This window comes from Cnuibacter sp. UC19_7 (assembly GCF_042699995.1).
Lineage (GTDB): Bacteria > Actinomycetota > Actinomycetes > Actinomycetales > Microbacteriaceae > Cnuibacter.
Genome location: NZ_CP170560.1, coordinates 1,489,696 through 1,502,834 on the forward strand (window position 1 = coordinate 1,489,696; position 13,139 = coordinate 1,502,834).

A 13,139-nucleotide genomic window follows, 5' to 3' on the forward strand; every position below is an offset into this window, starting at 1 on the left:
CGGCCGTCATCATCCCCAGCAAGCTCCTCACGCCGGGCTCGTCCGGGCCCAGCCAGTAGGGTCGACTGCATGACCATCGCGAACACCCCGGAGTCCGGAGCGCCCGCATCCGACGCTGTCCTCGAGAGCACGACGGGCGACCCCGCCGTCTCGACCGAGCCCGCCGCGACGCTCGTCGGCACCGGCGGCGAGTGGTGGCGATCCGCGGTGATCTACCAGATCTATCCGCGGTCGTTCAGCGACAGCGACGGCGACGGCATCGGCGACCTGCCCGGCATCACGCGCCGCCTGCCCGCGCTGGGCGAGCTGGGCATCGACGCCATCTGGCTCTCGCCGTTCATGACCTCGCCGCAGCACGACGCCGGGTACGACGTCGCCGACTACTGCGACGTCGATCCGCTGTTCGGCACCCTGGGCGACTTCGACGACCTGCTCGCCGCCGCGCACGGCCTGGGCATCAAGGTCATCGTCGACCTCGTGCCCAACCACACCTCATGGGATCACCGCTGGTTCCGAGAGGCGCTCGCCGCCGCGCCGGGCAGCCCCGAGCGCGCCCGCTACCTCTTCCGCGACGGCACCGGCCCGAATGGCGACCTCCCGCCGAACAACTGGCAGTCGGTGTTCGGCGGCCCCGCATGGGAGCGCACGACGAACCCCGACGGCACGCCGGGCCAGTGGTACCTGCACCTGTTCGACCGCAGCCAGCCCGACCTCGACTGGGAGAACCCGTGGGTGCGGGCACAGTTCGAAGACATCCTGCGCTTCTGGCTCGACCGCGGTGTCGACGGCTTCCGCGTCGACGTGGCCCACGGCATGGTGAAGGCGCACGGGCTCCCCGACTACACCCCGCCGGCCGACGCGGGCAGCATGGGCGGGGGCGTCGTCGGCCTCGAGCCCGAGATCGACGCGAACGCCGCCCTCGACCCGCCGAGCCCGCCGTACTGGGCGCAGGAGGGTGTGCACGAGATCTTCCGCGCCTGGCACTCCGTGCTCTCGGAGTACGAGGGCGACCGCGTGCTCTGCGCCGAGGCGTGGGTCGAGCCGCTCACCAAGCTCGCACTGTGGGTGCGGCCCGACGAGATGCAGCAGGCGTTCAACTTCACGTACCTCAGCGCCGGCTGGGATGCGGCGGAACTCCGCCTGGTCATCGACCGATCGATCGCCGCCTTCGCCACGGTCGGCGCTCCGTCGACCTGGGTGCTGTCGAACCACGACGTCGTGCGGCACGCGTCGCGCCTCGCGCTCACCGCTGAGAACCCGCAGGGGCACGGCATCGGGCCCGACTCCCCCGGCCTCCCCGATCCGGTGGTCGGCCTGCGGCGTGCACGGGCCGCATCCTCCCTGATGCTCGCCCTGCCAGGCAGCGCCTACGTCTACCAGGGTGAGGAGCTCGGCCTGCCCGAGGTCATCGACCTTCCCGACGAGGCGCGTCAGGATCCCACGTGGTTCCGCACCGACCACGAGCGCTACGGGCGCGACGGATGCCGGGTGCCCATCCCGTGGGAGCCCGGCGAGCCGACGTACGGGTTCGGGCCGGACGGGTCCACCGCGAGCTGGCTGCCGCAACCGCGCGATTGGGATGGCTACGCCCGCGCCTCGCAGGAGGGCGACCCCGAGTCGACGCTGTCGCTGTACAAGCTCGCGCTCGCCCTGCGGTCGTCGCACGCGCTGGGCACCAGGGAGCTGGCGTGGCTGCCCGGCTACGGCGACGACGTGCTGGCCTTCACGAACGGCGACGTCACCGTGATCGCGAACCTCGGCGCCGCCCCGGTCGAGCTCCCCGTGGGCGACCTCCTCCTCTCGAGTGAGCCCCTCACGGAGGCCGCGCTCCCCACCGACACGACGGTCTGGATCCGCACGACCCTGTAGCGCCGCCGCGTGGCGCGCGCGGGCGGGGCGGGCGTGGTGGGGCGCGGGCGGCCTCGTCGCGCGGGCGCGGGCGGGCGGGCGTGGTGGGGCGCGGACGGCCTCGTCGCGCTGCGAACGGGCGGGCGCGGTGGCGCGCGGCCTCGTCGGACGCGGTGAAGTGCAGCCGAGTGCACGCAGGAACCGCGGCTCCGCGCCCCGCGCGCCCGCGTTTCCTGGGTGTACTCGTCCCTCCTGCTCCCGGGCGCGACGCGCGGAAGCGCGAGCGTCTCGAGCGCACCCAGAAGGCGCGACTCGCCGCCGCCCGCACCCGCGCTTCTCGGGTGTGCTCGGCTCACGTGCGCCCGGCCGGAGCTGACTCCGGAGTCGGCGCGGGGACGGACGATGACGCGCTCACTCCCTGCGCCCGTGCGCTGCGCCACCTCCGGAGAATCGCGCTCTCACGAGCCAACTCCGGACTCTCAGCGGCGTGTTGCCGCGGATCTCCGGAGTTGGCGCGGGCACGACCGGGCGGACGCGGGCACGACCGCCCGCCGCGCAACCCGCGCGAGCTGGGCGGCGCGAGCCGACCGACGCGATCTGGACGGAGCGAGCTGGGCGGCGCGAGCCGGGGGAAGGGCGCGGGTCAGCGGCCTACGTGGGCCTCGAGGAAGGCGTAGGGGTCGACGGGGGTGGTGCCGTTCAGGCGGATCTCGAGGTGGAGGTGCGCACCGGTCGAGGTGCCCGTGTTGCCCACGCGGCCGATCTGCTGACCCACCTTCACCGCCTGGCCCACCTCGACCTCGATCGAGCCGGTCAGCATGTGGCCGTAGACGCTCGTGACCTTCTGTCCGTCGATGACGTGGTCGATCATCACGTAGACGCCGAGCCCGCCTCCGTCGTAGGGCACCACCGTGGAGACGACGCCGTCGGCGATCGCGCCGATCGCCGTGCCCTGGCCGGGCGTGAAGTCGACGCCCTTGTGGTCGGTGCTGCCGATCCCGCCCGGTGACTCACGAGGCCCAAAGCCGTCGCTGATCGGCACACCCACCGGGAACGGCCACTGCACCGGGCTGGTCGGATCGTTGACGAAGGTGTTCGCCATCCGGATGCCGGAGGCCGCAGCCACCTGCTTGAGGTCGGTGACGCTGTAGTCGTCGCGGGTGACGGAGGACGCGCCGGCGTCGGCGGCGGTCGTCAGGCCCTGCCCTTCGAGGCCGGGAGCCACGTCGGCGATCGTCATGCCCGAGTCGAGGGCCGACGCGCTGAAGACGGAGGCGGGCAGCGACGTGCCCACGGCGAGTCCGGCGGCGAACAGCATCCCGAGAGTGGAGACTCCGACGCGCACGATCGTCGAGCGTCGCGCACGGCGGCTCAGCGGCGGCTGGTCGGAGGGGTTCTGATCGGCACCGGCGGGAGGCCCGGCCGGGGCGGAGGCGCGGCGACGGCCGGTCTTCGGCCGTTTCGCGGCAGCGACCGGGTCGGACGGCGCGGGGGCGGGCGGGTCGACGACGACGTTGCCCTCAGCGTCCGTCCGCGCCCGACGAGCACGCCGGACAGGGGTGGTCGCGGGCAGGGCCGGGCCGCCGCTGTCGGCGTCGGCTCCGGCGGGGACGTCGGGCACGAGCGGCGTCTGCGGCGCGGCGGGCGCACCTGTGGCGGGGATGCGCACCACCTCGACGTCGTCGAGCGGGGTCACGGTCACTCGCGACGGGATCTGCGCGGCGGCGGCCTGCTCGGCGGTGATGATCGGGATCGCCGTCGTCGGAGTGGAGACGACCGCGCGGCGTCCACCGGCGGGACGCTGGATGTCGTCGGTCGACGTGCCGGACGCACGACGACCGCCGCGTCCCGCCGCGGAGGACACGGACGACGTCGGATCGACCGTCTGGGGCGGGGAGCCGACGGGAGCGGACGTGTTGCGCTGGGAGTTGGGATGCGCATGCGGGCGGGTCGCCGCGATCGCGGACGCTGCGACCTCGTCGCGCTCCGGCTGCCCGGATGGCTGCTGCGCCGCACGACGAGCGCGCCGCGACGGGATGGATGCGGTGGGAGAAGCCGAAGCGGAGACAACAGCACCACCCGCAGGAGCCGAAGCACTCACCGGCGCCTGCTCCACCGCATCCGGAACCTCACCGTGCACCGCCTCGACGGTGCGCACGCGCCGACCGGCGCGGCGCAGCGTCACCTCGCTGGGCGCGAGATCCTGTGCGTGGTCGGCCTCGACGTCGCGAGCCGACGCGCGCAGGGAGCGGCGGGACGGGAAGGGGCGCGTACGGGCGGTCGACTCGGGGTCGGGCGACGACTCGCCCGGGCGTGGAGTCTGATGCGGCACTGTTGGAGTAGCTTCCGGTTCTCGTCAATCCTGGCGGCAGCGCAGAGCGCTTCGGGGTGCCGCCGGATGGGATTACACAAGGGTACATAGGCCCTGTCGAGAATGCGAGGCGAGGAGAAGGCTCCCTGCGTTTTCATGGAAACCGTCCCACGGCCGCGCACAGGATCACGCTCAGGGCTGCGCCGGGCGTCAGATGCTGCCGAGTCCGGCCCGGTCGTAGTGCTCCCGGATGGTCGGCTCGAGCTGAGCGAGCAGCTCACGATCGGCGGCCATGATCCACGTCCCGCTCTCGGAACCGCCGTCGAATCCGCCCACCCACGCCCCAGCCTCGCGGGCGATGAGGGAGCCCGCGGCGTAGTCCCACGGGTTGAGCCCGCGCTCGGCGTAGGCGTCGAGACGCCCGGCCGCGACGGAGCACAGGTCGAGGGCCGCGGCGCCCGCGCGGCGGATGTCGCGGACGATCGGGAGCATCCCCGCGATGAACTGCCCCTGGCGGGCGCGGACCTCCGCCGTGTACGAGAAGCCCGTGCCGAGGAGGGCCTGCGACGGCTCCACGGAGGTGTTGCAGTGCAGGCGCCGGTCGCCGAGGAACGCGCCCCCGCCGGCGGAGGCGCTGAACACCTCGCCGAGCGCGGGGTTGATGACCACACCGGCGAGCACCCGCCAGGATCCGGCGTCGATGCCGCCCTCGACGGCGGCGATGCTGACCGCGTACGCGGGGATCCCGTAGAGGTAGTTGACGGTGCCGTCGATCGGGTCGACCACCCAGGTGATGCCCGAGCTGCCGTCGGCGCCGCCCGACTCCTCTCCGTAGAACGCGTCGTCAGGACGCGCGTCGGCGAGAGCGGTACGGATGAGCGTCTCCGACTCCCGATCGGCGAACGTGACCACGTCCTCCTGCGACGACTTGCTCGCGGCGACCGAGACGCCCTCCGCACGGCGACGGGCGACGAGCTCGGCGGCCCGCAGCCCGATGGTGCGCGCCAGATCGAGCAGCTCTTCGGGGGACGGGGTGGTGGCATCGGTCATGACGTGCTCCTGACGGCTCAGCGGGTGACTCGAGTTCTTCGAGCGTATAGCGGCTCTCGCGGGCGCCGGGAACGGGAACGGCCCCCGGCCATGGACATCCATGGTCGGGGGCCGTCTCTCGGTCGATCTCGATGCGGGTGGCGAGTGAGGGATTCGAACCCCCGAAGGCTACGCCGGCTGATTTACAGTCAGATCCCTTTGGCCACTTGGGTAACTCGCCGATGCGCTCTCCGGGCCGAGCCTGGAGCGATTGCGCTGGTCAAGGATATACGTCCGATGCGGATGTGCGAAATCAGCCCACCCAGGCGCCGGTGGCTCCCGATCAGCTCCCCATCAGCTCCCGTCGGCGGCCCCGGCGTAGCGGATGGCGTAGTCGAGCACCTCGTCGAGGTAGGCGGGCGACTCGTTGTAGGACGTGATCGCATCGCGCCATCCGGTCTCGGTCGAGAGGTCGCCGCCGGAATAGCAGAGGTAGTCGGCGGCGGTGAGCGAGGCGTCGTCGATGCTGTGGATGTCGGGCGGCCCGTCGCCGTTCGCCTCCGCGGCCCAGGCCGCCCAGGTGGCGGGCACGATCTGCATCGGGCCGACGGCGCGATCCCACTCGGTGTCACCGTCGACGGCGCCGCCGTCGGTGTCGGGGATCTCCTGGAACCCGCCGCCGTTCAGCTGCACGCCGTAGATGAGGTCGGTGGTGCGGCCGTCGGGCCCGATCTCGCCGCCGAAGATGGTGCCGTGGTGCGACTCGACCCAGCCGATCGCGGCGAGCGTGTTCCATCCGAGATGGCATCCCGGGTCGGTGTCGGCCACCGCGAGCGCCGCAGCCGCGTACCCCTCGAGAGCGCGCCGCGGGATGCCCGTCGCGGAGGCTGCCTGGTCGAGCCAGGCGGGGTCGACGAGGTCGGTGGTGAGCGGACCGCCGTCGGACACGGTGTCGGGGTCGAACGCCGCCGCGTCCGTGCGGGTCGCCTCGGCCACGGCCGGATGCGTCTCCCCTGTCGTCGCGTCGACCCCACCTCCGGATGCGCCGGCTTCACCAGACAGCGCCCCGCAGCCGCTGAGCCCCAAGGCCAACGCGGCCGCTGCCGCTGCCAGCGCCCCCACGACCATCCCGACCCGACTCCGCTGCACCCCTCCATCCCACCAGGCGCCCCTGACAGTCCACTGGCGTCAGTAGTGATCCACTTCCAGCGCGAGCGTTCCGGCGGCGGAGCGGAGTCGGTCGTCGTCGGTCCAGAAGGAGTCGCAACCGTTGGTCTGCGCAGCCGCCAGGTGAAGCGCGTCGGGGGTCTTGAGCCCAAACCTCGCCCGAAGCTCAGTCGCCCGACGAAACACTCGGGACCCGATGGGAAGCCACTCGAAGCTCTCGAGAGTCTGGGCATATCGGTCGGCGAGCGCGAAGTCACCGTCGCTGAGCGGCTTCACCCGACACTCCATGAGAACCAGTTCAGTGGTGGCCAGACGGTCGCTGTTCGCGAACAGCGCGGCCCTGGCTCGGTCGCCTCGCGGACTTCCATCTTCTGTCGCGTACACGAGAACACAGGTATCGACGTAGATTAGTCCCACGAGTCTCGCTCGGCCCTGATAGCGGCGTCGATCTCGTCGGGGCTCCGCCGACCTCGGAACCTGCGGCCCTCCTCCAAGAACGCCGCCAGGTCCTTACCGTTCCAGCGCCTCTCCGGCTCCTCCGTGACGGGAACCAGCCGGACCGCGGGCTTGCCGCGTCTGCTGATGATCACGTCCTCACCCGCCTGAGCTGCGGCGATGAGCCGCGACAGGTTGTCGCGTGCTTGCTGCACGTTCATCTCCATCTCACGTCCTCCCGCCTACCTGGCTAGATTATAACGCCAGATTGAGCTTCCCTCGACGGGTAGGATCGGGGGCATGGCAGATTCATCGTTCGACGTGGTCAGCAAGGTGGACAAGATGGAGGCCGACAACGCGGTCAACCAGGCCCACAAGGAGGTCGAGCAGCGCTACGACTTCAAGAACGTCGGCGCCTCCATCGCCTGGTCGGGCGAGACGGTGCTCATGAAGGCGAACAGCGAGGAGCGGGTCAAGGCGATCCTCGACGTGCTCGAGTCGAAGCTCATCAAGCGCGGCATCTCCCTCAAGAGCCTGGATGCGGGCGAGCCGTTCGCGAGCGGCAAGGAGTACCGCATCGAGGCGAAGCTCAAGGAGGGCATCGACCAGGAGAACGCGAAGAAGGTGACCAAGCTCATCCGCGACGAGGGCCCCAAGAGCGTGAAGGCCCAGATCCAGGGCGACGAGGTGCGGGTCTCGTCGAAGAGCCGCGACGACCTTCAGTCCACCATCGCGCTGCTCAAGGGCGCCGATCTCGAGGTCGACCTGCAGTTCATCAACTTCCGGTGAGCGCCGCGAACGGAGCCGGCGGATCGCCCGCCGGCGTCCCGGGTGCCGAGGTGCCGGATCGCCGCGGCCGGACCGGCCTCGACCGCACGGGTCTCGACCTCGACGGCAACCCCCGTGTGCGGATGCGCGAGGTCACGCTCCTCAGCGCCAACTGGTACGTCGAGCGGCGCGCGGTGTTCGACTTCCAGCACAGCGACGGCCACTGGAGCACCGAGGAGCGCGAGACGCACGACCGCGGCGACGGCGCCACCGTGCTGCTGTACGACGCCGAGCGGCGGACGGTGCTGCTCATCCGTCAGTTCCGGTACCCGGCGTACGTCAACGAGCACCCCGACGGGATGCTCCTCGAGGTGCCCGGCGGACTGCTCGACGACGACGACCCCGAGACCGCGATCCGGCGCGAGGCGCAGGAGGAGACGGGCTACGAGATCGGACAGCCCGAGTTCCTCTTCACGGCCTACATGAGCCCCGGCTCGGTGACCGAGAAGCTGTTCTTCTACGCGGCGCCCTACGCGTCCGACTCCGCCGTGTCGACGAGTGCGGGTCTGGCCGACGAGGGCGAGGACACCGAGGTCGTCGAGATCGACGTCGACGACGCGATCCGCCGCATCGGCGTCGACGTCATCGACGCGAAGACCATCATGCTGCTGCAGTGGGCCGTGCTCTCGGGCCCGTTCGCCACCGCCCGCTGATCCTGCGCGCGCCGGTCGCGGCCCGCGGCCGGGTGCTCACCTTCGGCGCCATCCCCGACGAGAAGGCACCGAGAATGAGCACTCGAGCCTCGGTGGGGCGGAGCTAGGCGGCGGGGCCGAAGGGGAAGAGGCCCGAGGGGTCGTAGGCGGCGCGGAGGGTGGCGAGGCGGTCGCGGGTCTCCGCGGGCCACGACGCGTCGAACGTGCCGGGCACGCCGAAGCCGCCCGCCCAGTTGGGCGTGGTCACCGCCGACACCCAGGGCGCGAGGGCCGCGGTGAGGCCGTCGGCGACCGCGGGCAGCACGCTCTCGAAGAGGGCGGGATCGGGCACTCCGACGAGCACCAGCGTGTACCCCGCCCCGCGGCCGCCCACGGCGCTGCCGCCCAGGACGTCGCGCGTGGTCGCGCCCCCGACCCGGCGCACCTCGCAGGCGACGAAGGGCGCGCCGGCGCCCGGCCCGAGGGCGCCGAGCAGCGTGTCGACGAAGGCGTCGTCGACAGAGTCGAGCATGAGGCCCCTGTCCCACGACGGGCCCGGATCGGCGGGGTCGTTGTGGATCTGCGCGATCTCGTCGGGCCCCATCACCCGGACCCCGTCGAGATGGACGGGCGCGGCCGACCGGATGGGTTCGAAAAGCCGCTCGCCCTCCGCGGGGTCGCCGACGAAGGCGTAGCGCACCGCGAGCAGTGTCCGCCCCCTGAGGGGCTCCGGAACCATGTCGAGCGGCGGGAAGCTCACCAGCGCCGCCGCGGTGGTGATGGTCTCGGGCAGGTCGCGGCTCCACTCGGCCCAGCGCCTGTACGCCGCCTCGATGTGGGGCGCGTCGAACATCACCGAACCGGCATAGAGCGCGGTCAGCGGCACGAGCTCGAACGCCATCTCGGTGACGACGCCGAACCCGCCCTTGCCGCCGCGCAACGCCCAGAACAGGTCAGGGTTCTCGAACCCGTTCGCCACGACCACCTGCCCCTCACCGGTGACGACGCGGAAGCCCCTCGCCCAGTCGGACGAGAACCCGAAGGTCCGCGCCAGCGGCCCGAGGCCGCCACCGAGCGTGTAGCCGATCGAGCCGACGGTGGCGGACGACCCGGCGACCGGCGCCAGCCCGTGCGGCGCCGCCGCCTCGATCACCTCGGCCCAGCGGGTGCCGCCGCGGATGGTGGCGATCCGTGCATCCGGATCGAGGGTGACGCCGTGGAACCGCCGGAGCGAGACGAGCACGCCGTCGACGACGGGCGTCGGCGAGCCATGTCCCGTCGAGACCACGCGGACGGGCAGGCCGTTCTCGAGCGCGAACCTGACGGCCGCGACGACGTCGCTCTCGGACTCGGCCGCGACGAGCACCTCGGGATCGTGCGCCGGGTAGGTGTTGAACGCGCCGATCTCGGCGGGGATGCGGGGATCGCCCTGGAACAGGACAGGACCGGTGACGGCCGCGGTGAGCGCCTCGACGGCGGCGGATGCGAGTGCCATGGACCGACGGTAGCGAACGCTCCCGACACGGCGACAGCCCCCGATCGCGCCACGCGAGACGCGACTCGAACCGCGACGCGACACGCAGCGCCCCGCCATGCGAGACGCGACTCGAACCGCGACGGATCAGGCCTTGGAGATCTCCACCATCTCGTCGCGCGGCACGACCTTGATGCGGGTGCGACCCTCGGCCGCGCCGAGCGCCAGCTCGTGCTGGTCGAGGCGGTGCCAGCCCTCGATGTCGGTCCACACCACGCCGCGCGAGCGGAGGAGCTCCTCGATCGACTCCTCCTCCGGGGAGGCGGGGGTCCACCAGTTGGCCTGGTCGCGCTTGAGGTGCTCGAGCGTCTCCATCGCATCCGACTTGGTGTGGCCGATGAGACCGACGGGGCCGCGCTTGATCCAGCCCGTGGCGTAGACGCCGGGGAGGATCTCGTTGTCCTCGTCGAGCACCTGACCCTCGTGGTTCGGGATCACGCCGTGGCGCTCGTCGAACGGGATGCCGTCGAGCGGCGACCCGAAGTAGCCGACCGCGCGGTAGATCGCCTGGATCGGGATCTCGCGGATCTCACCCGTGCCGCGGACGCCACCGGCGTCGTCGGGCTCGGTGCGCTCGTAGCGGATGGCGCCGACGCGGCCGGTGCCGTCGTCGACGACCTCGAGGGGCTTGGCGTAGAAGTGCAGGTGCAGGCGGCGCGACGCCGACCCCACCTCGCGCTCACGCCACTGGTTGAGGACCTTGTTGATGACGAACACCTGCTTGTTCGTCTCGATCGCGACCTTCGAGGCCTCGTCGAGGTCGAAGTCCTCGTCGTAGACGACCATGTCGACGTCGGGCACCTCGCCGAGCTCGCGGAGCTCGAGCGGGGTGAACTTCACCTGTGCGGGGCCGCGGCGGCCGAACACGTGGACGTCGGTCACGGGCGACGTCTTCAGGATCTCGTAGACGTTCGCGGGGATCTCGGTGGGCAGCAGGTCGTCGGCGTGCTTGGCGAGGATGCGCGACACGTCGAGTGCGACGTTGCCGTTTCCGATCACGGCGACCGACTGAGCCTCGAGCGGCCAGGTGCGGGGCACATCCGGGTGCCCGTCGAACCAGCTCACGAAGTCGGCGGCGCCGTAGGAGCCCTCGAGATCGATGCCGGGGATGTCGAGGTCGGCGTCGCGGATCGCGCCGGTGGCGAAGATGACAGCGTTGTAGTGCTTCTTGAGGTCGTCGAGGGTGATGTCGACGCCGTAGCGCACGTTGCCGAAGAAGCGGATGACGCCCGAGTCGAGCACCTCGCGGAGGGCCGTGATGATGCCCTTGATGCGCGGGTGGTCGGGGGCGACGCCGTAGCGGACGAGGCCGTAGGGAGCGGGGAGCTGCTCGAAGAGGTCGATCGAGATGTCGAAGTGGCGCTCGGCCTTCTGGAGCAGGTCGGCGGCGTAGATGCCGGCGGGGCCGGCGCCCACGATGGCCAGACGGAGCTTGGTCATGGCTGTTCCTTGTTCGGTCGGAGAGGATGTCCGCTCGCCGCGCCGAGGCCGACGTGCGGACGATCGGGGTTCAGGACGTGCGCTCCACGACGGTGTCGGCGAAGCGGATGAGGGTCTTCTTCACCGTGCCGTCGGGCAGCGGTGCGAGCGCGGCGGTCGCCTCGGCGGCCCACCGGCGCGCCTCGGCGACGGTGCGCCGGGTGACCTCGTGGCCGCGGAGGGCGGCGATGGCCGCATCCGCGCTCTCCGGATCGGCGGCCTCGAGGGCCTCCGGGGTCAGCCTCGCGAGGAGCGACGCGGCCTCGGGGTCGGTCGCGGCCGTCTCGGAGAGATAGAGCACGGGCAGGGTGACGACCCCGGCGCGGATGTCGGTGCCCGCCAGCTTGCCCGTCTCCTCCGAGTGGGGAGAGAGGTCGAGCACGTCGTCGACGAGCTGGAAGGCGACGCCCACCTTCTCGCCGAACACGCGGATCGGCTCCTCGTAGGCGGAGGGCGCGTTCGAGAAGATCAGGCCGAGTTGACCGGCGGCGGCGATGAGCGAGCCCGTCTTGTCGGAGAGCACGTGGATGTAGTGCTCGATGGGGTCGACGCCCGGGCCGGGACCGATGGTCTCGTTGAGCTGGCCGAGGCAGAGCCGCTCGAAGGTGTCGGCCTGCAGGCGGATGGCGCGCTCGCCGAGCTGTGCGAGCAGCTGCGAGGCGCGCGCGAAGAGCAGGTCGCCGGTGAGGATCGCGATCGAGTTGCCCCACACGTTCTGCGCCGACGGCACCCCGCGACGCTGGTCGGCGTCATCCATGACGTCGTCATGGTAGAGCGAGGCGATGTGGGTGAGCTCGATGGAGGCGGCCGCGGTCTGCACGTCGGGCGTGATGCCGTCGCCGAGCTGCGCGACGAGGAACGCCAGGACGGGGCGCACCCGCTTGCCCCCGGCCTCGAGCAGGTAGCGGGCCACGACGTCGACGAGGCCGGCGGCGAAGCGCGACTCGACGGAGAGGCGCTCCTCCAGCGCGTCGATGCCGTCCTCGATGAGGGCAGCGGTACGGCGGTCCTCACCGGTGGAGAAGAGGCGATCGGCCAGCGACAGCGACGCGGAGCGGCGCCCGACCGCCCTCTTGAGGCTGGAAGTCACGGTGTCGAGCCTACTTCGTCGTCGAGCGGAGCGGCGTCGACGCCTGCGGGAGGGGCTTGACACCACGGTGCAGGGCGACGATGCCGGCCGTGAGGTTGCGGTACTCGACGTCGGTGTAGCCGGCCGCCCGCATCCACGAGGCCAGCGTGGGCTGGTCGGGCCACGCCTCGATGGAGTCGCCGAGGTAGTCGTACGCGGCGTCGTTCGAGGAGGCGAGCGTGGCCAGCGCGGGCATGACGCGCTTGAGATAGAAGGAGTAACCGCCGCGCACCAGCGCGAGCGGAGGCGTGCTGAACTCGCAGATCACGAGCCGGCCGCCCGGCTTCGTCACGCGGAAGAACTCGCTGAGCGCGACCCTCGGGTCGGTGACGTTGCGGAGCCCGAACGAGATGGTGACCGCGTCGAACTCGTCGTCTCCGAACGGCAGCGCCATGGCGTCGGCGACGACGAACTCGATGCCCGGGTTGCCGGCCTGGCGGCTGCGACCCACCTCGATCATGCCCGGCGAGAAGTCGGCGGCCACGACGTGGGCGCCGCTCGCGGCGATGGAGGCGCTCGACGTGCCCGTGCCGGCGGCGATGTCGAGGATGCGCTCCCCCGGCCTCGGCGCGATGGCACGGGTCGTGGCGATGCGCCACAGGGTGGCGTTGCCCACAGAGAGCACGGTGTTCGTGCGGTCGTACTTCGCCGCCACCTGATCGAACATGGCAGACACCTGCTCGGGGCGCTTGGTGAGGTCTGCCTTCGTCACGGGTCCAGTCTACGAGGGTCCGCCTGGGAGCCGCT

Annotated in this window: 12 protein-coding genes and 1 tRNA gene; 3 read left to right on the forward strand and 10 right to left on the reverse strand. The window is 71.5% G+C overall.

Translation table 11 applies throughout. The features are described 5' to 3' along the window. The first annotated feature begins 69 nt into the window (after positions 1-69). Complete coding sequence (locus ACFJGV_RS06985; protein ID WP_378147877.1) at positions 70-1,869, forward strand: glycoside hydrolase family 13 protein; 1,800 nt, start codon at positions 70-72, stop codon at positions 1,867-1,869. A gap of 622 nt (positions 1,870-2,491) precedes the next feature. Here ACFJGV_RS06985 and ACFJGV_RS06990 read toward each other — a convergent pair. From ACFJGV_RS06990 to ACFJGV_RS07015, 6 genes are all read right to left on the reverse strand, one after another. Beyond that, entirely contained in the window at positions 2,492-4,180 is a 1,689-nt protein-coding gene (locus ACFJGV_RS06990) for a peptidoglycan DD-metalloendopeptidase family protein (protein ID WP_378147878.1), read from the reverse strand. Between the two features lie 189 nt (positions 4,181-4,369). After that, entirely contained in the window at positions 4,370-5,209 is an 840-nt protein-coding gene (locus ACFJGV_RS06995; protein ID WP_378147879.1) for an inositol monophosphatase family protein, read from the reverse strand. Positions 5,210-5,347: 138 nt separating this feature from the next. After that, positions 5,348-5,429 (reverse strand) — tRNA-Tyr (locus ACFJGV_RS07000). A 113-nt stretch (positions 5,430-5,542) separates the two neighbouring features. After that, the gene (locus tag ACFJGV_RS07005; RefSeq protein ID WP_378147880.1) at positions 5,543-6,337 is read right to left on the reverse strand and encodes a murein transglycosylase; all 795 of its coding nucleotides are present in this window, start codon (positions 6,335-6,337) and stop codon (positions 5,543-5,545) included. A 39-nt stretch (positions 6,338-6,376) separates the two neighbouring features. Then, a complete protein-coding gene (locus ACFJGV_RS07010; protein ID WP_378147881.1) occupies positions 6,377-6,772 on the reverse strand; it encodes a type II toxin-antitoxin system VapC family toxin in 396 nt (131 codons plus the stop codon). Next, complete coding sequence (locus ACFJGV_RS07015; RefSeq protein ID WP_378148657.1) at positions 6,763-7,011, reverse strand: type II toxin-antitoxin system Phd/YefM family antitoxin; 249 nt, start codon at positions 7,009-7,011, stop codon at positions 6,763-6,765. Before ACFJGV_RS07015 ends, ACFJGV_RS07010 begins: the two co-directional genes overlap by 10 nt. 79 nt (positions 7,012-7,090) lie before the next feature. Here ACFJGV_RS07015 and ACFJGV_RS07020 point away from each other — a divergent pair, with 79 nt between their 5' ends. Together ACFJGV_RS07020 and ACFJGV_RS07025 are read left to right on the forward strand one after the other, a co-directional pair. Further along, positions 7,091-7,579, forward strand: a complete 489-nt coding sequence (locus ACFJGV_RS07020) for a YajQ family cyclic di-GMP-binding protein (RefSeq protein WP_378147882.1) — start codon at positions 7,091-7,093, stop codon at positions 7,577-7,579. Next, positions 7,576-8,271: an NUDIX domain-containing protein gene (locus ACFJGV_RS07025; RefSeq protein WP_378147883.1), complete on the forward strand. Its 696-nt coding sequence runs from the start codon at positions 7,576-7,578 to the stop codon at positions 8,269-8,271. The genes ACFJGV_RS07020 and ACFJGV_RS07025 overlap by 4 nt, the downstream gene beginning before the upstream one ends. 103 nt (positions 8,272-8,374) lie before the next feature. On the opposite strand, the gene ACFJGV_RS07030 is transcribed toward ACFJGV_RS07025, so the two are convergent. From ACFJGV_RS07030 to ACFJGV_RS07045, 4 genes are all read right to left on the reverse strand, one after another. Then, a complete protein-coding gene (locus tag ACFJGV_RS07030; RefSeq protein ID WP_378147885.1) occupies positions 8,375-9,745 on the reverse strand; it encodes an FAD-binding oxidoreductase in 1,371 nt (456 codons plus the stop codon). A 126-nt stretch (positions 9,746-9,871) separates the two neighbouring features. Further along, on the reverse strand, positions 9,872-11,224 hold the full coding sequence (locus tag ACFJGV_RS07035) for an FAD-dependent oxidoreductase (RefSeq protein WP_378147886.1): 1,353 nt from the start codon (positions 11,222-11,224) through the stop codon (positions 9,872-9,874). A gap of 70 nt (positions 11,225-11,294) precedes the next feature. After that, positions 11,295-12,353: a polyprenyl synthetase family protein gene (locus ACFJGV_RS07040; protein ID WP_378147887.1), complete on the reverse strand. Its 1,059-nt coding sequence runs from the start codon at positions 12,351-12,353 to the stop codon at positions 11,295-11,297. A 10-nt stretch (positions 12,354-12,363) separates the two neighbouring features. Next, positions 12,364-13,104: a class I SAM-dependent methyltransferase gene (locus ACFJGV_RS07045; protein ID WP_378147889.1), complete on the reverse strand. Its 741-nt coding sequence runs from the start codon at positions 13,102-13,104 to the stop codon at positions 12,364-12,366. Positions 13,105-13,139 lie beyond the last annotated feature (35 nt).